The sequence below is a fragment of the Bradyrhizobium sp. B120 genome (assembly GCF_049075665.1).
Classification (GTDB): Bacteria; Pseudomonadota; Alphaproteobacteria; order Rhizobiales; family Xanthobacteraceae; genus Bradyrhizobium.
This window is the reverse complement of sequence record NZ_CP185242.1, coordinates 8,786,167-8,805,971: the sequence shown is the minus strand read 5'-3', so window position 1 is coordinate 8,805,971 and position 19,805 is coordinate 8,786,167. Positions and strand designations below refer to the sequence as shown.

14 protein-coding genes are annotated in these 19,805 nt (G+C 65.7%); 6 read left to right on the top strand and 8 right to left on the bottom strand.

Translation table 11 applies throughout. From position 1 onward, the window contains the following. Positions 1-147: 147 nt before the first annotated feature. From ACOIX3_RS40810 to ACOIX3_RS40785, 6 genes are all read right to left on the bottom strand, one after another. Complete coding sequence (locus tag ACOIX3_RS40810) at positions 148-1,026, bottom strand: efflux RND transporter periplasmic adaptor subunit (RefSeq protein ID WP_420967625.1); 879 nt, start codon at positions 1,024-1,026, stop codon at positions 148-150. Between the two features lie 7 nt (positions 1,027-1,033). Further along, the gene (locus tag ACOIX3_RS40805) at positions 1,034-1,942 is read right to left on the bottom strand and encodes an alpha/beta fold hydrolase (RefSeq protein WP_420967624.1); all 909 of its coding nucleotides are present in this window, start codon (positions 1,940-1,942) and stop codon (positions 1,034-1,036) included. A gap of 579 nt (positions 1,943-2,521) precedes the next feature. Further along, the gene (locus ACOIX3_RS40800; RefSeq protein WP_420967623.1) at positions 2,522-2,767 is read right to left on the bottom strand and encodes a hypothetical protein; all 246 of its coding nucleotides are present in this window, start codon (positions 2,765-2,767) and stop codon (positions 2,522-2,524) included. A 232-nt stretch (positions 2,768-2,999) separates the two neighbouring features. Continuing rightward, entirely contained in the window at positions 3,000-3,209 is a 210-nt protein-coding gene (locus tag ACOIX3_RS40795; RefSeq protein WP_029084280.1) for a cold-shock protein, read from the bottom strand. Positions 3,210-3,625: 416 nt separating this feature from the next. Next, on the bottom strand, positions 3,626-6,073 hold the full coding sequence (locus ACOIX3_RS40790) for an adenylate/guanylate cyclase domain-containing protein (protein ID WP_420967622.1): 2,448 nt from the start codon (positions 6,071-6,073) through the stop codon (positions 3,626-3,628). Positions 6,074-6,209: 136 nt separating this feature from the next. Next, a complete protein-coding gene (locus ACOIX3_RS40785; protein ID WP_420967621.1) occupies positions 6,210-8,276 on the bottom strand; it encodes an AsmA family protein in 2,067 nt (688 codons plus the stop codon). A gap of 211 nt (positions 8,277-8,487) precedes the next feature. On the opposite strand from ACOIX3_RS40785, the gene ACOIX3_RS40780 reads away from it, so the two are divergent. Continuing rightward, positions 8,488-9,162 carry a Crp/Fnr family transcriptional regulator gene (locus ACOIX3_RS40780; protein ID WP_176534276.1) on the top strand — a complete coding sequence of 225 codons (675 nt, stop codon included), beginning with the start codon at positions 8,488-8,490 and terminating at the stop codon, positions 9,160-9,162. Positions 9,163-9,453: 291 nt separating this feature from the next. Here ACOIX3_RS40780 and ACOIX3_RS40775 read toward each other — a convergent pair whose 3' ends face one another. Further along, positions 9,454-10,311, bottom strand: a complete 858-nt coding sequence (locus tag ACOIX3_RS40775; protein ID WP_420967620.1) for an AraC family transcriptional regulator — start codon at positions 10,309-10,311, stop codon at positions 9,454-9,456. 186 nt (positions 10,312-10,497) lie between these two features. On the opposite strand from ACOIX3_RS40775, the gene ACOIX3_RS40770 reads away from it, so the two are divergent. From ACOIX3_RS40770 to ACOIX3_RS40750, 5 genes are read left to right on the top strand one after another with little or no spacing between them, the layout of a single operon-like run. After that, positions 10,498-12,075 carry an ABC transporter substrate-binding protein gene (locus tag ACOIX3_RS40770; protein WP_420967619.1) on the top strand — a complete coding sequence of 526 codons (1,578 nt, stop codon included), beginning with the start codon at positions 10,498-10,500 and terminating at the stop codon, positions 12,073-12,075. Then, complete coding sequence (locus tag ACOIX3_RS40765) at positions 12,072-13,073, top strand: ABC transporter permease (protein ID WP_420967618.1); 1,002 nt, start codon at positions 12,072-12,074, stop codon at positions 13,071-13,073. The genes ACOIX3_RS40770 and ACOIX3_RS40765 overlap by 4 nt, the downstream gene beginning before the upstream one ends. Then, the gene (locus tag ACOIX3_RS40760) at positions 13,073-13,906 is read left to right on the top strand and encodes an ABC transporter permease (protein WP_176534272.1); all 834 of its coding nucleotides are present in this window, start codon (positions 13,073-13,075) and stop codon (positions 13,904-13,906) included. The genes ACOIX3_RS40765 and ACOIX3_RS40760 overlap by 1 nt, the downstream gene beginning before the upstream one ends. Continuing rightward, on the top strand, positions 13,903-15,606 hold the full coding sequence (locus tag ACOIX3_RS40755) for a dipeptide ABC transporter ATP-binding protein (RefSeq protein ID WP_420967617.1): 1,704 nt from the start codon (positions 13,903-13,905) through the stop codon (positions 15,604-15,606). Before ACOIX3_RS40760 ends, ACOIX3_RS40755 begins: the two co-directional genes overlap by 4 nt. A gap of 24 nt (positions 15,607-15,630) precedes the next feature. Then, on the top strand, positions 15,631-16,266 hold the full coding sequence (locus ACOIX3_RS40750) for a pyridoxamine 5'-phosphate oxidase family protein (protein WP_420967616.1): 636 nt from the start codon (positions 15,631-15,633) through the stop codon (positions 16,264-16,266). A gap of 376 nt (positions 16,267-16,642) precedes the next feature. On the opposite strand, the gene ACOIX3_RS40745 is transcribed toward ACOIX3_RS40750, so the two are convergent. After that, entirely contained in the window at positions 16,643-19,795 is a 3,153-nt protein-coding gene (locus tag ACOIX3_RS40745) for an efflux RND transporter permease subunit (RefSeq protein ID WP_420967615.1), read from the bottom strand. Positions 19,796-19,805 lie beyond the last annotated feature (10 nt).

Below are 19,805 nucleotides of genomic sequence, written 5' to 3'. Positions count from 1 at the left end.
CGAAAGCCGGGACCCATACCGCGTGATCTATCGATGAAGCGTGCTGCGTGTACCGCGGCGCGTATTCACTGCAAGTCTTCGCAAAATTCCTGCCGGTGGTTATGGGTCCCGGCCTTCGCCGGGACGACGCTGTGGATGCAGCGCCAGCTACTTCGCGTCCGCGCTCGCGCCCACCGGCCGCACCGGATCGCCTTCGCGCAGCAGCGCGCCGGCGCGGGCGACGACGATGTCGCCTTCCAAAATGCCGTCGCGGATCTCGACCTGGCCGGCCGACATCAATCCGGTCTCGACCCGCCGCGTCTCGACGCGGCCGCCGCGCACCACCTGCACCACGGTGCCGGCGGTGGAATAGAGGATCGCGGTCAGCGGTACGGCGACGCCGCAGCTCTGCCCGGTCTTGATCTGCGCGCGGCCGGACGAATTCACCAGCAGCCGCTTGTTGGAGGTGATGCCGACGAACACCTGGCCGAGCTGGCTGTTCGGCTCGATGGTCGGCGCGATCGTCCGCACCTTGCCGTCCATCTCGCCGGCGCCGATGATCTTCAGCCGCGCGGTCTGCTCGGTCTTCAGCTTGGCGATGTCGCGGGTCGGCACCATGCCGACCAGATCGTACTCGCTCTTGGCGATGATCGAGAACAGCGCATCCTTGCCCGATGCCGGCGCGCCGACAATCGCCGAGGACGCCGAGATGGTGCCCGCGACCGGCGCCGTGAGGTTGATCGCGTTGGCGCCGTCGGTCAGCCGCGCCAGCACCTGGCCCGCGGTGACGGTGTCGCCGGGATCGGCCTTCACCTCCGCCACCTTCAAGCCAAAGCGGTCGGGCCGGATCTGCTGCTCGTCGCGCGGCAGCACGATGCCGGACACCTCGACGATATTGCCGAAGCAGAACTTCGAGGCCTTCAGCACCGTCACCGCCGCGCCCTTCGGCACAGCGTCGGCCTCGCCCGCGGCAAGCGCGGGAGAGGCTGCGAGCAGAAGCAGCGCGGAAGCGGCGAGGGCGGCAGCGCGCAAGCGAGGCAAAATCATCGGCAAACTATTCCCAAAATGAGGGCCTCCTGAATACCAGATGCGGCCTCGCCGAGCCAGACGGCTGCGCCGCGGCGGCAGCCGACTCGGTCGGCCCGGCACACGCGGCGAGCTCCAGCTTCGCCAGCTCCTCGGCACGCCAGATGTGCCGCAGGATCTCCGGATTGACCCGCTCGGCATGCGTCACCGGCAGCATGTGGCCGGCCGCCGGCAGATGCCGCATCTCGGCGCCATCAATGATCGCGGCGAGTTTTGCGACAATGCGCTGCGTCACATAGGGCGACAGCCCGCCCGACACCAAGAGCGTCGGCACCCGCAAGGCACGCGCGGCGGCCGCCACGCCGTCGAGATCGAGCGCGGCGTTGAAATCGTAAGGCAGCTTGTCGGCCTGTTCGATCATCCGCAGCCGCCCGCTCGGCGAGAACTGCTCGCGCGGACCGGAGCCGGCCCAGAACGCGGTGAACGCCTCGACCGCCTCCAGCGCCGCGCCGTCGAAAATATCCTGCGACACCACCTGCGCGATCCGCGCGAAGCGATCGTACAGCCGCACGTCGGCGGAGCCGTCGCGCAGCAACGTCGGTAGTACCGGCTCGATCAATGTCAGGCTGCGGATGCGCTGCGCATAAGGTGACGCGGTCGCCAGCCGAAACGCGATCGCCCCGCCAAAGGAATGCCCGACCAGATGGATCGGCCCGGTGGCCTTGGCGAGCCAGGGCTCGAGCCGCGCGATCTCGCCATCCAGCGTCCGCGGCCAGTCGCGCCCGCAGGCGGCGACGCCATAGCCGGAAATATCCGGCGCCATGAACGGCGTGCCACTGAGCGCGCCCGCAAGCTTCGTCCATTGCCGTCCCGACCCCAGCGAGCAGTGCAGCGCCACCACCGACGCCACAGCGTGTGTCCCGTCCAATCCTGTCATCAAACCCAATCCTCGCGTGTTCTTGTTCTCGGAGCGCACGTGTCCGCGCGCCCGTCATGACGCGAGCGAGGTGGGGGATGGGTTATTCCTGGGAGGGGTGGCGGGGGTCGTGATCGTGATTGCGGAGGCAACCAGATTCACTGGATGGTGATTTGAGGCTCGTGGGAGTTCGCGGAAATGAAAGCAATGTCGCAACGGCCGCTATTTTCTACCACTTGCATTGTTCTGAATATCAGAATTTGACTTGGCGTCACCCCCAACTCTCGTTCCGCGAGCTCGTATCTCTCAGCTGTTTGACAATGTTGATCGGAGACTAGACTAGACTAGACTAGACTAGACTAGACTAGACTAGGCGCGGCCCGGCTGGTGGCCGTGCATCCTTCGAGGCTCGCTGCGCTCGCACCTCAGGATGACGGGACTAACGGTCGCGCAAAGCTGTCATCGCGAGGAGCGCAAGCGACGCCGCAATCCATGACTCCGCGCATGCTGAACTATGGATTGCTTCGCTTCGCTCGCAAGACGGTGGAGGCAGGCGGCTCATTCGGCTATCGCCGCAATCAAAACAGCGCGACCGCAGCGTCAGCGCACGATGCGCTTCACGCGCGCTTTCTTCTTGGCGATGGGTGCCGGCGCCAGCTCGGCTTCGGCCGCAGCCTTGGCCTCGCGCGCTTCGCGCAGCGCGCGCAGGCGCTCCATGTTCTTGCGGATCGAGGCTGCGTCGCGCTCGACCTCGGCGATGGCGCGCGCGCCTTCCTCGGCCGCCAGCCGCTGGCGGTCGGCCCTGGCGAGGCTTGCAGGCGATGGATCAGGCTTCCTGGCGGTCATCGGCATTCTCTCCAAGGCATGATCCTCTGCGAACGCTTCGCGGCTGTTGCACGGAACGGCGCGATGCGGCGTGCTTTGGGATCACGCGCAGCAAGACATGCTAAAACCCGCCCAATCCGGGTGGATCGAGCGGGCCGCAACGCCATCCCAGTACATCCGTGGAATGACGAACTGGCATGATCGCGACAAACGCGGAACGCGTTTGCGCGGATATCATGCCCAAGTAAGAAACTCAGACGATCTGAAGATTCTCAGCGCTGGTCTTGCCGCGCATCTTGTCGGTCTTCAGCTCGAACGAGACCTTCTGGCCTTCGGCGAGGCCGGTCAGACCGGCACGCTCGACTGCGCTGATGTGAACGAACACATCCTTGCTGCCATCGCTCGGCTCGATGAAACCAAAGCCCTTCTGGCCGTTGAACCACTTCACAGTACCTGTCGCCATCTTCTCTTCTCCAAATTGCGCGTCTGCGCATGTGTTGCGCAGAATCGCGCGCCATCCATTCAACTGACGATGTCTTTGGAGGAGGGCCGTTCTGACCATTCAACAAGGCGCAACGGCTAATCGAATGGCCCCAATATACACACTTTCCGCGCGAATGCAAGGTTCGGGCGGTAGCGGGTTCCCGCTGATAGACGGGGCGGACAGTCTTTCCTCGCGACAGCGCCGCAGCGAAACGGACTCCCGAACCGCCACCCTGAGGAGCGCGCTCTTGCGCGCGTCTCGAAGGGTCGACGGGGTACGAGCGGGGCCGTGCATCCTCCGAGGCTCGCTCCGCTCGCACCTTCAGCGACAAAGGCGAAGCCTTTGCGCGGGGATGACGGGACCGGTAGTTTGCGCGGACGACATGAGCGTGTCGCTCACTCCGCTGCCGCTTCCGCTGACGGCTCGCCCTTCCAGCTCAGGATCTCCGCGGCCAGGATCGGGTGATTAAAGCCCTTCAGCACGAGGTCGTCGATGGCGCGGCCTTCGACATGGGGCTCGACCATGCCGTAGACGCGGCGGCTCACCACGATCTGGCCGGCCTTGGCCTCGCCGCACAGGCGGGAGGCAAGGTTGGTGACGCTGCCGATCGCGGCATATTCCAGCCGCTGCTCGAAGCCGACCTGGCCGAGCGTGGCATAGCCGAGCGCGATGCCGATGCCGAAGCCCAGGGTATGCCCGCGGTTGCGCCACTTCTCGGTCAGGGGACCAACCGTGTCGCGCATCTCCACCGCCATCCGCACGGCGCGCGCGGTGTGGTCGGCGAGCTGGATCGGCGCGTTGAACAGGATCATCACGCCGTCGCCGGCATATTTGTCGAGCGTGCCCTCGTACTTGAAGATCAGCTTGCCGAGCGCCGCGTGATATTCGCGCAGCACGTTCATCGCCTCTTCCGGCTCGGTCGCCTCGGTGAAGGCGGTGAAGCCGCGCAGGTCGCAGAACACGACGGTGACTTCGCGCCGGTGGCTGTCGAGCAGGCCCTCGGGATTGTCGGAGGAGGCGATCAGCTGCGCCACCTGCGGCGCCAGGAAGCGCTCGAGCCTTCGGATGCGCTCGATCTCGCCGAGCTGGGTCTCGACCCGCTGCTCCAGCGACTTGTTCCAGTCGGTGAGCTCTTCGGTCTGCTGCCTGAGCTTGTCCGCCTGCTCGCGCACGGTGGTGTTGGCCAGCTCCAGCGCGTGGCTCTTCTGGTCGACTTCAGTGAACAGCCGCGCATTGCGCATCGCGAGCACCGCCTGGTGCGCAAAAGTCTTCATCAGGCCGATCAGGCTCGCGGGGAAATCGCCGGCCACCTTCCGCAGCACCACCAGCGCGCCGAGCACGCCCTGCTGGTCGACCAGCGGCACCACCAGCACCGAGTGGAAGCCGGCGCCGACCACGACGTCGCGCAGCGGATGACCGGGCGCATGATCGGGACTTGCGGCGAGATCGGGGAAGGCCAGCGGCTCGCCCTTCGCCGCGGCTTCGCCGAGCGGGCTGTTCGCCGCATCGATCGCGCGATGATGGCCCTCGGCTTCGCCATCGATGCCGATCGACTGCGTCAGGTTGAACGTGCGCTGTGCGGCGTCATAACCATAGATCAGCACGGCGTCGGCATGGGTGATCTCGAGCGCGCGGGCGGCGACCGTCGGCAACACGGCGTTGAGGTCGAGCGAGGACGCCACCGCGCGGCCGACCTCCTCCAGCACCTTCAGCTCGTTGATCGATTGCGCGAGATCCCGCGTGCGCTCCTTCACCTTGCCTTCGAGGCCGGAATAGGTCTCGGCAAGCTGCGAGGCCATGCTGTTGAATTGCCCGGCGAGCTCTTCCAGCTCATCCGCGGTCTTCACCTCGATGCGGTGGCCGAAATCGCCATCGCCAAGCCGCCGCGCGCCGGTACGCAGCGCGGTGATCGGCACCAGCATGCGCCGCGCCAGAATCGTGCCGGCGATGATCGCGACCACGAGGCCGAGCGCGATCAAGAGTGCGATGCGCACCAGCTGGTCGCGGATCGGCGAGAGCGCCTGCGCGGTCGGCTGCTCGACAAAGACGTGCCAGCCGAGGTCCGGCGCTGCGGTTGCGGTCGTCAGCACCGCGTTGCCGTCGACATCCTTGCCGGAGGCGATCCGTCTGCCGCTCGGCGACAGCACCGCGGCGACCTGCGGCAGTGCGGCGAGGTCCTTGCCGATTTCGGGGCCCTTCGACGAGCTCGCCAGCACGCGGCCCTTGGCGTCGACGAGATAGGCATAGGCGGTGCGGCCGACCTGGGAATCGCCGAAATAGTCGTTAAGGAAACGCAGGTCGATCTCGGCCACCGTGACGCCGGCATTGAAGCCGGAATGCTGCTCGCCGATCGACATATAAGGCCGCTCGTCGCGAAAATACGCCGGCGCGTAGGCAGTGCCGCGCTCGATCGCCTCGGTGAAGCGGAGGTCGCGGGAGAAGTCGGCATTGGAATTCAGCGTGTAGGTCTGGCGCGACAGCCGCAGCACTTCGCGGCCCTGGCCGTTGATCAAAGTGAGCTGGTTCACCGCCGGCACCTGGCCGAGCAGCTGGGCATAGTCGGCGCGGCGAAGCTCGATCGTGTTGGAGGAGGCGCGGGTCACCCAGGAGATCTGCCGCTCGAGATCGGAAATCGATTGCTCGATGTGCTTGGCGGTGGCGTCCGCCTTCTCGCTCATCGCGTCGGTCAGCGTGCTCCTGATGCCGCGGTAGCTGATCCAGGTCTCGAGCGCGCCGTTGACCGCCAGCACGAACACGACGAGGCCGACCAGCGCGAGGACGTATTTGGCGAACAGGCCGCCGCGCAGGAACCAGTTCTTGCCCTTGTCCGGTGCCCCGTTCATCCAGCCTCGTCCGTTCCCCTCCGATCAGTCGGGTGCGCCACTGTATCGCTGCTGTTTAGCACGGATCGGCCGGGCAAAGCGGGGCCTCCCGTCGCATGGTTAGCCCTGCATTCCGGCGGGGGATATCCGGGAATATTCAGCGGTTGAACAGCTGCCGCAGCACGTCGTTCATCGCGGGATTGTCGTGCTGCTCGGCGGTGTCGGCCGGTGGCGGGGCGGGCGGCGGCGGTGCGGCGGCGGGCGGCGCGTCCGGCGTGGGCTGGGCCAGGCTGCGGCTCGGGCGGGAGGCGTTGCCCTGATTGAGGGTGGAGAGGCCCTGCTGCAGCAGGTTCCCGATGGTGTCGCCAAGCTGCCCGCCGAGCGGGTTGTTCGGGCCGGCGGCCGCGCCGCCAGGCGCCTGGCCCGTGCCGGGCTGCGCGCCGGTCCCGCCGCCCTGCACGCCGTTGAGGAGGTTGGTGAGCCCGTTCAGGCCCTGGCTCAGCCCCTGGCCATTCGTCCCGAACAGGCCCTTGCCCATCTCCTTGAGCTTGGCGTAGGCGGCCTCTGGATTATCGAGGATGCCCTGCATCTCCGGATAGATCCGCGGGGACACCCACGGACCCTCGATCATCACGGGGATGCCGAGGCCGACCGGGTTGCCGGTGCGGCCCTGGCCCTCGGTGGTCATCACGAGCTGCGGCTCGACGCGGAACCCGATCTGGCGGGTGTTGAGATCGATGGTGCCGACCCCGCCCATCTTCACCAGCGGGCCGATCAGATTGAGATCGGTGGTGACGGCCTGACCCTTGTCGAGCTTGAACGAGGCCGACAGCTGGCTGAGATCGGTCGACAGCTCCCCGCTCTGCTGCCAGCCCGACAAGGTGCTGGTGGTGAGGTTGCGGATCATCTGCGCGACGTTGAGGCCGAGGATCTTGCCGTCCTGGAATACGACGAAGGCGGTACCGCCGAGATTGCCGACGATGGCGCGCGCGCTGGTGCCTTGCGAGGTCAGCGCGATCTTCGCCTGCATCTTGCCGTCAAGCTTGTCGAATTCGGCGAGGCTCTTCAGCACCGGCAGCGCGCGCACGCCGGCGAGATCGAGCCGCAGCGCGTAGGTCGGAGTAGTGGTTCTCGCATCGATCGTGACGTCGCCATTGGCGGTGCCCTCATAGGCGCCGAGATCGGCGAGCCGGGCCTTCAGCACGCCGCTGTCAACGGATGCATCGATCGCCGCCTGTACGAAGTGGCCGTCGCCGATCACGAGTTCCGCCGCCGAGATGCGCGCCTGCGCGTCGACATAATTGAGCCCGCCAAGGTCGATCGACGCATTGCTCCAAATGTTGGTGCCCAATGGCTGCGCCGCATCGGGCTGGCTCGGCGGCAGCGCCAATGTCATGCGCTGGAAGTCGAGATCGAGCTTCACCAGCGGCTTGTTGCTGGCGAAGTCGACCGAGGCCCAGCCGGTGAAGCCGCCATCGCCGAGCGTGCCGGATACGCCGTTGAACATCACCACCGTGCCGTTCAGGCGCACTTCCGCATTCGCCTTGATCGCTGCAGGCAACAGGCCGGGTGCGTCGATGTTGAACTCGGCCGGCACGTTTTGGCGTTCCAGCGGCGCCTGCGGCGCGGTCGCGCGGATCTCGAACTTCAGCGGCTTGTCACCGGTGCTCGCACTCCCCGTGACGACGATCTTGCGGTCGCTGCCGATGGTCGCATCGGCATTGAGCGTCTCGATCCGGTTCTCGACCCGGTCACGCACATTGGCGAACACGATGGTGCCGCCAGTGACGCTGACATGCCGGATCGTGAGGCCGCCGCTGTCGGAGGCGGACGATTTCGCCGGCGGATTGTGGTCGCGGGTGCGCTCGCGCTGCAGCGGCAGATTGATCACCGGCTTCTCGATCACGAGGTCGGTGATGTCGGGCCGGCCCGACCACAGGCTCGACAGCGTCATCTCGGCTTCGACCCGATCAGCCGCGAACCGGTTGTTGGCCTCGCGCTCGCGCGGGTCCTGCAACACGACGTCGCGCAGCGTCAGACTGACGGTCGGCCAGAGGCCAATCCTGGCGCCGCCATTGATGCTGAGCGTGTAGCCGGTCTCCCGCTCGACCCGCTCGGTGATGGCCGACGTGAGGAACGAGGACGGAATCCCGACCGCGGCCACCAGCGCGATGATCACGATCACGACAGCGATGGCGGCCCCGGCGAATTTCAGTGCTCTCATCTCGATATTCCAGGCCGGGCAGACAGGGTTCCGCCGCGGAAAGGCACGGCCGATCGCACGAGATTATCCCGCAAACGGGACCTCGCTCCAACGAGGTGAAAAATAATCCGTTACCAGCATGAACTTATGTGACCTCTCACACACTCTTATGAGGGTGATTGTTGCTAACCGGGCGGAGGGGACCGCTCGGATGGATTTGGAAGGCAATACAATGAGCAAACAGGCCGAATTTGCGGTCATTCTGAAAATGAACCCTATGTTCGCCGATCTCGGTGCGGACGAATTGGCGCGGCTTTCGGGCCTCTGCCACACCCAGCAGCTCGCCACCGGCGAGGTGCTGTTCCAGAAAGGCGATCCCGGCGACGCCCTGTTTGGGGTCCGCCGCGGCCAGATGCGCATCGAAACCGGTGCCTCCGACGGCAGCCGGCTCACACTGAACTTCATGGGATCCGGCGACCTGTTCGGCGAAGTCGCCGTCCTCGACGGTCAGGAGCGCACCGCGGATGCGACCGCAGGCGAGCCCACCGAATTGTTCGTCCTGCGACGGGAGGATTTCCTGGGCTTCCTCGAGCGCGAGCCGAAGGTCGCGGTCCGGCTGATCGAATTGCTGTGCCAGCGCATCCGCTGGCAGAGCGAGCGGATGGAAGAATCCGTGCTGCAGCCGTTGCCGGTCCGCCTCGCACGCCGGCTGTGCGCGCTGGCCGAGGATTTCGGTTCCGAGGTGCACATCTCGCAGGAGCAGCTCGGCATCTTCGTCGGCGCGGCACGCGAGAGCGTCAACCGGCAACTGCAGACCTGGCGCAAGGACGGCATCGTCGACCTGCAGCGCGGCCGGATCATGCTGCACAACATGACCAAGCTGACCGCGGTTGCACGTAACGATTAGTGCGTTTTCGAGCGAAGTGGATACCGGTTCGCGCGAAGAAAACGCGTCAAACGAGAAGCCAAGCGGAATGCATGCAACGCGCGCGTGAGGATCGTGTCCTCACGCGCGCCTTGCTTGCGCTGCCCAAAAGACTTGCTTGCGGGAACAGGCCGGAGCCGCTTTCATCCGCGTGCCGGTCCTTGGGGTGACACCCAGCCTTGCTGGCCTCACGCCATCCACCTGCAAACCCCTGCGGTCTTTCCCGTTGACCGCAGGGGTTTTGCGTTCCGCGCGTGCGCGACGCGAATTCGCCTACCTCATCACCACTTCGGGATTGGCCCAGCGCAGATACTGGCGCGGCGCGGCGCCGAGCTCGCGCTTGAACATCGCGGCGAACGCGCTCGGGCTGTCATAGCCGACGTCGAGCGCAACGCAGGTGACGGCTTCGCCGGCGCCGAGCCGCGCCAGCGCTTCGAGCAGCCGCACCCGCTGGCGCCAGGCCGCAAAGCTCTGTCCGGTCTCGCGACGGAACAGCCGCGTCAAGGTTCGCCGGCTGAGCTGGCTGCGATCGGCCCAATCGTCGAGCGTGAGATCGGAACTCGGATCGATCAGCACCGCTTCGCAGATCGCGGCGAGCCGCGGATCGGGCGGCACCTGCACATGCAACGACACTTCGGGCATCCTGCCGATCTCATCGAGCAGGAAATCGACCAGCCGGCCGTCGCGCCCTTCCGGATCGTAACGGGTCGGCATATGCACCGCTTCTTCCATCAGTGCTTCGACCAGCGCGGAGACCCTGATCAGGCGGCAGGTTGCCGGCGCATTCCGCACGCGGTCCGGCGTGACATAGATGGTCTGGATCTCGACCTCGCCCCATGCACGCGATTGGTGCGCGACGCCGGCCGGAATCCACAGGCCATGTCCGGGCGGCACGACGAAATGACCGCGCTCGGTCATCATCGAGGTCACGCCTGCGGTTTGCAGGATGAACTGATCGCGGCGATGCGCGTGTCGCGCGCTCGTGCTTTCGTTCGGATAAGAGGCCGCCATCGCCGCGAGCGGCCGTTCGACCTGTTGCAGTTGTCCGGCATAATGCGCGGCGGCTACGGGACCGGATTGCTTGCGGCACACGCGCAAGCCGGTGTCATTTCGTCGCGCTGCGACTTTCAAGTGTCGTGAGCTCCTGATCGATCGTCGTTTTCGCAGGGTGCTCATGCATCTTCCGGGCCAGTTGGCCCGATCGCGATGGTTGTTGTCCCCATTCAGGTAGCGCGGGATACGGCGTTTGGCAACAATGCCTCACCCCGCGACATTCGCCGAAATCGAATGCCTGACGCGCGGCGACGGAGAGGTCCGATGAACAGACGCGAATTCACCAAGGCGATGCTGGCCTGCGGTGCAGCCATCCCGTTCGGTATCACGCGGGCGGCGGGCCAGACCCGCGGTGGAACGCTCAACACCATCATCCAGCCGGAGCCGCCGGTTCTGGTGACCGCGCTGAACCAGCAGCAGCCGACCCTGACGCTCGGCGGCAAGATCTATGAGGGCCTGCTGAAATACGGCGCCGACCTCAAGCCGATGCCCGGCATGGCGCAGTCCTGGGAGGTCTCGCCCGACGGCCTGACCTACACATTCAAGCTGTTTCCCGGCATCACCTTCCACGACGGCAAGCCGATGACCTCGGAGGACGTGGTGTTCAGCTGCATGAAGCTGCTGGTGGAGACCCATCCGCGCGCGCGGCAGAACTTCGCCCGCGTGGCAACGGCCGAAGCGCCCGATCCGCTCACCGTCGTGTTCAAGCTCAAGCAGCCGTTCGCGCCGTTCATCGGCTGCTTCGATTGCACATCCGCCCCGATCGTGCCCAAGCACATCTACGACGGCACCGACTATCGCAAGAACCCGGAGAACGACAAGGCGATCGGTACCGGCCCCTTCAAGCTGAAGGAATGGGTGCGCGGCTCGCACGTTCACCTCGTCCGCCACGATGGCTACTATCTGAAGGACGAGCCCTATCTCGACGAGATCGTCTACCGCGTGATTCCGGACGCGGCGTCGCGTGCGCTGGCGCTGGAGAACGGCACGGTGCAGCTGGTGCAATGGTCCGACGTCGAATTCTATGACGTGCAGCGCTTCAAGACGCAGAAGAACCTCGAATTCACCACCAAGGGCTACGAGTATTTCGCGCCGCATCAATGGCTCGAAATGAACAACCGCATCGCGCCGATGAACGACAAGCGGTTCCGGCAGGCGGTGATGCACCTGATCGATCGCGAGGCGTTCAGCAAGCGCGTGTATTTCGGCAACGCCAAGATTGCGACCGGCCCGATCTCGTCGAAGACACGGTTCTACGATCCGAACGTGAAGCGCTACGAGTTCTCTGTCGACAAGGCCAAGGCGCTGCTCGACGACATGGGACTGAAGGCGGGCGCCAACGGCAAGCGGGCCGAGATCAAGTACATCGTGCCGCCCTATGGCGAGTCCTATCAGCGCGCCGGCGAGTTCTTCCGGCAGAGCTTTGCACGCGTCGGTATCGACCTCGTGCTGGTCGGCACCGACATGGCCGGCTGGGCCGAGAAGGTCGGCAACTGGGACTACGAGATGACCCAGAACCTGCTCTACCAGCTCGGCGATCCCGCGCTCGGCGTGGCGCGCACCTATATCTCGTCGAACATCAAGAAGGGCATCCTGTTCTCGAACACGCAGGGGTACTCGAATCCCGAGGTCGACAAACTGTTCGACGAGGCGGCAATCACGCTCGATGAAGCCAAGCGGCAGGAGCTCTACAGCAAGGTGCAGCAGATCCTGGTCGAGGATGTGCCGGTGGCCTGGACGCTCGAGATCGAATATCCCATCATCTACGACAAGGCGTTCAAGAACGTGGTGACGACGGGCATCGGCTCGCACGAAACCTTCGGGTCGGTCTACAAATCGTGACGCCACTCGGGAGCGCAGCGGCGATCGGGCTCCAGGCGATCAGCCGTATCGCGCAGCTCGTCGCCGTGATCCTCGTCATCGCGACGTTCAACTTCGTGCTGGTGCGGGCCGCCCCCGGCGACCCGGCGCAGGTGATGGCCGGGCAATCCGGCGCGTCCGATCCAAAACTGCTCGACGATCTGCGCAAGGAGTACGGGCTCGACAAGCCGTATTTCGTGCAGCTCGTGAGCCACCTCGGCCGCGTCGTCAGGCTCGATCTCGGCTATTCCTATCGGCAGCGCCGCCCCGTCGTCGATCTGATCCTCGAACGGCTGCCGGCGACGCTGTTGCTGACGGTGACGGCGTTCTGTCTCGCGCTCTTGATCGGCACAGCGCTCGGCGCGCTGGCGGGGCTCGCGGCCGGCAGCGTGCTCGATACGGTGTTCACCGTGCTCTCGCTCGTGCTCTATGCGACGCCGGTGTTCTGGCTTGGCCTGATGCTGGTGCTGGTGTTCTCGGTGACGCTCGGCTGGCTGCCGCCGTTCGGCTACGAGACCATCAACGTCCAGCTCTCGCCGATCGAACATGCGCTCGACATCATGAAGCACATGATCATGCCGGTGACGTCGCTAGCGGCGATTTATCTGGCGATCTATGCGCGGCTGATGCGTTCCTCGATCATCGAGGTGGCGCAGCAGGACTTCATCAAGACGGCGCGCGCCAAGGGCCTGTCCGGCACGCGTATCGTGGTCGGCCATATGCTGCGCAATGCGCTGGTGCCGGTCGTCACCGTGGCCGGCATGCAGGCCGGCGCGCTGGTCGGCGGCGCCGTGGTGATCGAGACGGTGTTTGCCTGGCCCGGCCTCGGCCGCCTGACCTTCGAGGCGCTGCTGCAGCGCGACTATCCGGTCCTGCTCGGGATCTTCCTGATCCTCTCGATCGTCGTGATCGCGCTCAACCTTCTGACCGACCTGGTCTACCGGCTGATCGACCCGCGCATGACCACGGGAGCCGCGTGATGGAGACGGTGCGCGCCTTCCTGCGTCATCCCAGCGGCATGATCGGCCTCGTCTTGCTGCTCGTCGTTGTCGTCGTCGCGATCATCGCGCCGATCGTGTTTCCGGTCTCTCCCTGGGAGATGGTCGGTGCGCCGTTCACGCCGCCCGGCGAGGACGGCTTGTGGCTCGGCGGCGATACGCTCGGCCGTGATGTCGCGGCCGGTGTCGCCTATGGCGCGCGGGTTTCGCTCCTAATCGGCATCGCGTCGGCGCTCGCGGCGATGGCGATCGGCGTCGTGGTCGGCGCGATCTCGGGTTATTTCGGCGGCAAGGTCGATCTGGTGCTGATGCGGATGACGGAACTGTTTCAGACCATTCCGGCCTTCGTGCTGGCCATCCTGTTGGTCGCAACCTTCAATCCGTCGCTGCTGACGATCATCCTGACCATCGGGGCGGTGAGCTGGCCGCCGCTGGCGCGGCTGACGCGCGCCGAGTTCCTGCGCCTGCGCCATCGTGAGTTCGTCGAGGCGGCGTTGTGCCAGGGCGAGCGCACCTGGCGCATCGTGCTCGGCCATATCCTGCCGAATGCGATCTCACCGATCCTGGTCGTGACGTCGCTGACGGTCGCCACCGCGATCCTGCTGGAAAGCGCGCTGTCCTTCATGGGGCTTGGCGACCCCAATTTGATGTCGTGGGGCTTCATGATCGGCGCGGGGCGCACCGCGATCCGGAATGCGTGGTGGATGAGCGTATTTCCCGGGCTTGCCATCCTCGTCACCGTGCTGGCGATCAACCTGTTCGGCGAGGGACTGTCCGACGTCCTCAACCCGCGCGTCTCGAGGCGCCGGTCATGAGCGAAGCCATGCAGAGCAACGCTCCGGTTCTTGCGGTCAAGGACCTCTCGATTGCGCTTCCGAAAGGCGGCGACCGGCCCTTTGCGGTCGAGAATGTCTCGTTTGAGCTCAAGCCGAACGAGGTGGTCTGTCTGGTCGGCGAATCCGGCTCCGGCAAGTCGATGATCGCCCATGCGGTGCTGCAGCTGTTGCCGCGGGGCGTCGATATCGCGTCCGGTGCCGTGACGGTCGCAGGGCAGGATCCGTCGAAGCTTGACGGTCGCGGCCTGCGGAATTTGCGCGGCGGCAATGCCGCGATGATCTTTCAGGAGCCGCTGTCCTCGCTCAATCCGCTCAAGCGGGTCGGCAAGCAGATCGAGGAGATGATCCTGGCGCACCAGCGGCCGACGCCGTCGATGGCGAAGGTCCGCGAACGGGTGCAGACCCTTCTGACGCAGGTGGGGCTGCCGAATCCGCTTCTGCTGGAAAAGAGCTACCCGTTCGAGCTATCCGGCGGCCAGCGCCAGCGCGTGATGATCGCGATGGCGATGGCCAACCGGCCCGCGCTCTTGATCGCGGACGAGCCGACCACCGCGCTCGATGTCACGACCCAGCGCCAGATCCTGCGCCTGATCGACGATCTCCGGCGCGAGCGCGGCATGGGCGTGCTGCTGATCACCCATGATTTCGGCGTCGTCGCCGATGTCGCCGACCGCGTCGTGGTGCTGCGCCACGGCAAAGTGGTCGAGCAGGGCACGGCCAGCGAGGTGCTGCGCAATCCACAGGCGGCCTACACGCGCGAACTGATCGACGCGGTGCCGAAGGCGCGGCTCGCCGACATCCATGACACGATCGTGCGACCGGAGCCGCTGCTGCAAGTCGTCGGCCTGCAGAAGACCTTTCGGGTCAAGCGCGGCTGGTTGCAGCCGCCGCGTGAAGTCGTCGCCGCGGACGGCATCTCGCTAACTTTGCACGAGGGCGAGACGCTGGCCGTCGTCGGCGAATCCGGCTCCGGCAAGTCGACGCTCGGGCGCATGATCATGCGGCTGACTGAGCCGGATGCCGGCGCCATCCGCTTCGGTGGCGCCGACCTTCGGCTGTTGCGTGATGAAGCGTTGCGCCAGGCGCGGCGGCGGCTCCAGATCGTGTTCCAGGATCCGTTTGCCAGCCTCGATCCGCGCCAGAAGGTCGGCGATGCCATCGCGCGCGGCCCGATGGCGTATGGCGCCTCGCGCACCGAGGCGATGGCGCAGGCAAGGAAGTTGCTGGCACGGGTCGGATTGTCGGAGACCGCCGCGGATCGCTACCCGCACGAATTCTCGGGCGGCCAGCGCCAGCGCATCTGCATCGCGCGGGCGCTTGCGCTGAAGCCGCGGGTGTTGATCGCCGACGAGGCGGTGTCGGCGCTCGATGTCTCGGTGCAGGCCCAGGTGCTGGCGCTGCTCGCCGAGCTGCGCCAGGAGATGCGGCTCGCGATGATCTTCATCACCCACGATCTGCGGATCGCCGCCGAGATCGCCGATCGCGTCATCGTCTTGCAGAAGGGGCGTATCGTCGAGGAGGGCACCACGGCCGAGGTCTTCACCGCGCCGCGCCAAGCCTATACCCGCGACCTGCTCGATGCGATCCCGGGCCGCGATTTCTTCGACCAGCCGGGCTTTGCCGCCGCGGCTGATCCACGCAATGCGGCAAGGATCGATTCCGGCATCGACGCGGTATAGACTAACAACAAAGGGAGGTTCGCTATGGGTCACGAGGGCGCGGGCGGCAAGCCGCCTGTCAAATCGCAGGAGGATCTTCGCGCGCATTTCGGGCAGTTGAGCCCGCTCGCCGAGAAGAAGGTGCTCAACCATCTCGACAAGTTCTGCTGCGACTTCATCGCGCTGTCGCCGTTCCTCGTCATCGCCTCCAGCGACGGCAAGGGCCATGCCGACGCCAGCCCGCGCGGCGATGCGCCCGGCTTCGTCTCGGTGCTCGACGAAAAGACGCTGCTGATTCCGGACCGCCGAGGCAACAACCGCGTCGATACGTTCGGCAATATCATCGCTTCACCCGGGATCGGCCTGATCTTCATGGTGCCGGGCATCAACGAGACCCTGCGGATCAACGGGCGGGCCGAGATCTCGCAGGAGCCGGATCTCCTGACGCCGCTGACGGTGCAGAACGTCACCCCGATCATCGGCATCAAGGTGCATGTCGATGAGACCTACTTCCATTGCGGCAAGGCGCTGATGCGCTCAAAGCTCTGGAATCCCGCCGCGCAGGTCGAGCGTCACAGCTTCCCGACGCTCGGCCGCATCATCGCCGAGCAGACCGCCGCCGTCGAGGTCGAGGTCGCCGAGAAGACGATGGAAGAGGCCTATCGCACGCGGCTGTATTAGAGCTTGAGATCACCCGCCTGCGCGGGCGATGACACCGCCTTGTGTGAAGACTTGAATCGAGAACCATCCTCATCGTCGTCCCTGCGAAAGCAGGGACCCATAACCACCGATGGTCATTGTTGGGCGATGCTGGAACGACGGGTCCCATTCGCAACACCCGCCGCGGAGTATGGGTCCCTGCTTTCGCAGGGACGACAGATGGCGGGGTCGCCAATTCGCATCAAGATTTCGGAATAATAGAAGAATACCGCTGAGTTGCCCGACGAGTCAAGCTGCCGTGTCGCACGCCGGCAGCCGCCGGCTACTGTGCATGGGGTTGTTTTCGATATTTTGGTGGGCACCCCTTCATCGTGCGCTGACGCGCCGCGCCCTTGGTTCATTCCGCGGCGGGTGAGATCACGCTCGGCGGGCCGGGCGGCCGCTTGGTCTGGTCGGTCTGGTGCTCGCTCGGGGTCAGCTCGTGGTCGGCATGTGAGACCACGAGCCGCTTGCCGAAGCGCCAGATCAGGTTGCCGATATCGTCCATCACCATGAACATCGCCGGCACGAACACCAGCGACAGCACGGTCGAGAAGATCAGGCCGCCGATCACCGCGAGCGCCATCGGCGAGCGGAATTCGCCGCCGGCGCCGAACGCCAGCGCCGAGGGCATCATGCCTGCGGCCATTGCGATCGTGGTCATCACGATCGGGCGGGCGCGCTTCATGCCGGCGTCGATCATGGCTTCCTCGCGCGCCTTGCCGTCGCGAATCGCCTCCACCGCGAATTCCACCAGCATGATGGCGTTCTTGGTGACGATGCCCATCAGCATCAGGATGCCGATCCACACCGGCGTGGTGAGCTGTTTGCCGGTCAGCAGCAGCGCGCCGATCGCACCGCCGATCGAGAGCGGCAGCGAGAACAGGATGGTGATCGGCTGCAGGAAGGTGCCGAACAGCAGCACCAGCACGGCGTAGACCATCATCAGGCCAGCGGTGATCGCGGTGGCGAAGCCGTCGGAGAGTTCGGCGAGGCTCTCGGCGTCGCCGGACGGGCTGACCCTCACGCCCTTCGGCAGGCTCTTCATGACAGGCAGGTCGTAGATCAGCTTGGTGGCGTCGCCGAGCGCGGCATTGCCGACGAGGTCGGCCGCGACGGTCGCCTGCCGCTCGCGGTCGTAGCGGTTGATGCTGGTCGGGCCCTGGTCGAGCTGGATGTCGGCGACGACGGACAGCGGCACGCCGCCGCGTTCGCCACGCGCGCCGAGCGGCACCCGCAGCTGCTCCAGCATCTGCAAATCGCTGCGCGCATTGTCCTCGAGCTGGACGCGGATCGGCACCTGGCGGTCGCCGGCGTCGAATTTCGCCAGCGCCGGGCCGACGTCGCCGATGGTGGCGACGCGGATGGTCTGCGACAGGCTTTCGGTCGAGACGCCGAGCCGCGCCGCGAGCTCGGCGCGCGGACGGATGCGCAGCTCGGGCCGGTCGAGCGCGGTCTCTGAGATCACGTTGGCGATGATCGGGATTCGTTTCATCTGCGTCGCCAGTTCGCTGGCGACGTTGTTGACGATGTTGCTGTCGGTGCCGGTGACCACCAGCGAGATGGCGCGCAGGCCGTTCTCGTCGAGGAACCAGAACCTGATATCGGGGACGTTATCGAGCTCCTTGCCGATCGACAGCTCCAGCTCGCGCTGGGTGATCCTGCGGTCCGCCTTTGGCGTGTAGTTGATGATCAAAGCGGCGCGGCGCACTTCCTGGATGCCGGGCGGCACCCGGCCGCCGTCGACGAACACGCTGCGCACTTCGGGCCGCTTGCGCAGCCGCGCGACGATCTCCTCGGTGACCTTCTCGGTGTAGGCCAGCTGCGAGCCGGGCGGCAGCTCCATCGCCAGCAGCGAGCGCGCGGTGTCCTGCGCCGGCAGGAAGCCCTGCGGCAGCAGCGTGATGCTCCAGATCGACGCGGCGAACACCGCAAAGCCGATCAGCACGGTGATGTAATGGTGCTTCACCGACCAGGTGACGAGGCCGTGATAGCTGCGCAGGATCCGGCCGGGCGGCGGGTCGTCGTGGTCATGATGCTTGAGGAAATAGGCGGCCAGCATCGGCGTCACGAAGCGCGCGGCGAGCAGCGAGAAGAACACCTGCACCGACACGGTGATGCCGAACTGCTTGAAGAACTGCCCGGCGATTCCCGACATGAAGCTTGCCGGCGCGAAGATCGCGATGATGGTGAGCGAGATCGCGATCACCGCAAGGCCGATCTCGTCGGCGGCCTCAAGCGCGGCCCGGTAGGGCGTCTTGCCCATCCGCATGTGGCGGACGATGTTCTCGATCTCGACGATGGCGTCGTCGACGAGGATGCCGGTCGACAGCGTGATGGCGAGGAAGGACACCAGGTTGAGCGAGAAGCCGAGCAGGTCCATCGCCCAGAATGCCGGGAAGATCGACAGCGGCAGCGAGACCGCCGCGATGATCGTGGCGCGCATGTCACGCAGGAACAGCAGCACAATGATAACGGCGAGGATCGCGCCCTCGAACAGGGTCGAGATCGCGGCCTCGTAATTGCCCTTGGTGAACTCGACCGAGGTGTCGATCAGCTTGAGGTCGACGTCGGGATAGGAGACCTTGAGGGCGTCGATCCGCTTCTGCACCGCGGCCGCGACGACGACGTCGCTGGCGCCCTTGGAGCGCTTGATGCCGAGCGCCACCACCGGCTCGCCGTTGAAACGGGCGAAGGTGCGCCGGTCGGCGATGGTGTCGGTGACGGTGCCGAGATCGTCGAGGCGGATCTCGCCGCCGCCGAACAGCGGAATCATCGTGCCGGCGAGTTCGTTCAGCGTCTTGGCGCCGGCAAGCGTCCGGATCGCCTGGTCGTTCTTGCCGATCTCGGCGCGGCCGCCGGCGACGTCGACATTGGTGCCGCGCAGGATCTGGCTGACATTGACCGCGGTGAGCCCCACCGCCTGCAGCTTGTCGGGATCGAGCGAGACCAGGATCTCGCGCTCGACACCGCCGATGCGCTCGACCTGGGCGACGCCGCGCACGCCCTGCAGCGCGCGCTTGACCACGTCGTCGACGAAATATGAGAGCTGCTCCGGCGTCTTGCCGGGCGAGATCGCGGCATAGGTCACGATCGGCAGGCCGATCACGTCGACGCGCTGGATCAGGGGCTCGGTGACGTTCTGCGGCAGGTTGGCGCGCACGCGGGTGACCGCGTCCTTGACGTCGTTGAGCGCGCGGTCGGTGTTGGTCTCCAACGCGAACTGGATCGTGGTCACCGACAGGCCGTCGGTGATCGAGGACGAGATGTGGCGCACACCCTCGACGCCGGAGACGCCGTCCTCGATCGTCTTGGTGACCTGCGACTCGAGTTCCGAGGGCGCGGCGCCGAATTGCGAGACCGCGACCGAGATCACCGGAATGTCGGCGCTCGGCAGCCGCGTCACGGCGAGCTTGGTGAAGGACACCCAGCCCAACACCAGCAGGATGATCGAGAAGACGATCGAGGGAAGTGGGTTCCGGATCGACCATGCCGAGATGTTCAAAGCCATTAGCGTATCC

Excerpts from the sequence above, each read along its gene's own strand:
- ACOIX3_RS40810 (WP_420967625.1), bottom strand. The coding sequence starts at position 1,026 with ATGATTTTGCCTCGCTTGCGCGCTGCCGCCCTCGCCGCTTCCGCGCTG.
- ACOIX3_RS40805 (WP_420967624.1), bottom strand. The coding sequence starts at position 1,942 with ATGACAGGATTGGACGGGACACACGCTGTGGCGTCGGTGGTGGCGCTG.
- ACOIX3_RS40800 (WP_420967623.1), bottom strand. The coding sequence starts at position 2,767 with ATGACCGCCAGGAAGCCTGATCCATCGCCTGCAAGCCTCGCCAGGGCC.
- ACOIX3_RS40795 (WP_029084280.1), bottom strand. The coding sequence starts at position 3,209 with ATGGCGACAGGTACTGTGAAGTGGTTCAACGGCCAGAAGGGCTTTGGT.
- ACOIX3_RS40790 (WP_420967622.1), bottom strand. The coding sequence starts at position 6,073 with ATGAACGGGGCACCGGACAAGGGCAAGAACTGGTTCCTGCGCGGCGGC.
- ACOIX3_RS40785 (WP_420967621.1), bottom strand. The coding sequence starts at position 8,276 with ATGAGAGCACTGAAATTCGCCGGGGCCGCCATCGCTGTCGTGATCGTG.
- ACOIX3_RS40780 (WP_176534276.1), top strand. The coding sequence starts at position 8,488 with ATGAGCAAACAGGCCGAATTTGCGGTCATTCTGAAAATGAACCCTATG.
- ACOIX3_RS40770 (WP_420967619.1), top strand. The coding sequence starts at position 10,498 with ATGAACAGACGCGAATTCACCAAGGCGATGCTGGCCTGCGGTGCAGCC.
- ACOIX3_RS40760 (WP_176534272.1), top strand. The coding sequence starts at position 13,073 with ATGGAGACGGTGCGCGCCTTCCTGCGTCATCCCAGCGGCATGATCGGC.
- ACOIX3_RS40755 (WP_420967617.1), top strand. The coding sequence starts at position 13,903 with ATGAGCGAAGCCATGCAGAGCAACGCTCCGGTTCTTGCGGTCAAGGAC.
- ACOIX3_RS40750 (WP_420967616.1), top strand. The coding sequence starts at position 15,631 with ATGGGTCACGAGGGCGCGGGCGGCAAGCCGCCTGTCAAATCGCAGGAG.
- ACOIX3_RS40745 (WP_420967615.1), bottom strand. The coding sequence starts at position 19,795 with ATGGCTTTGAACATCTCGGCATGGTCGATCCGGAACCCACTTCCCTCG.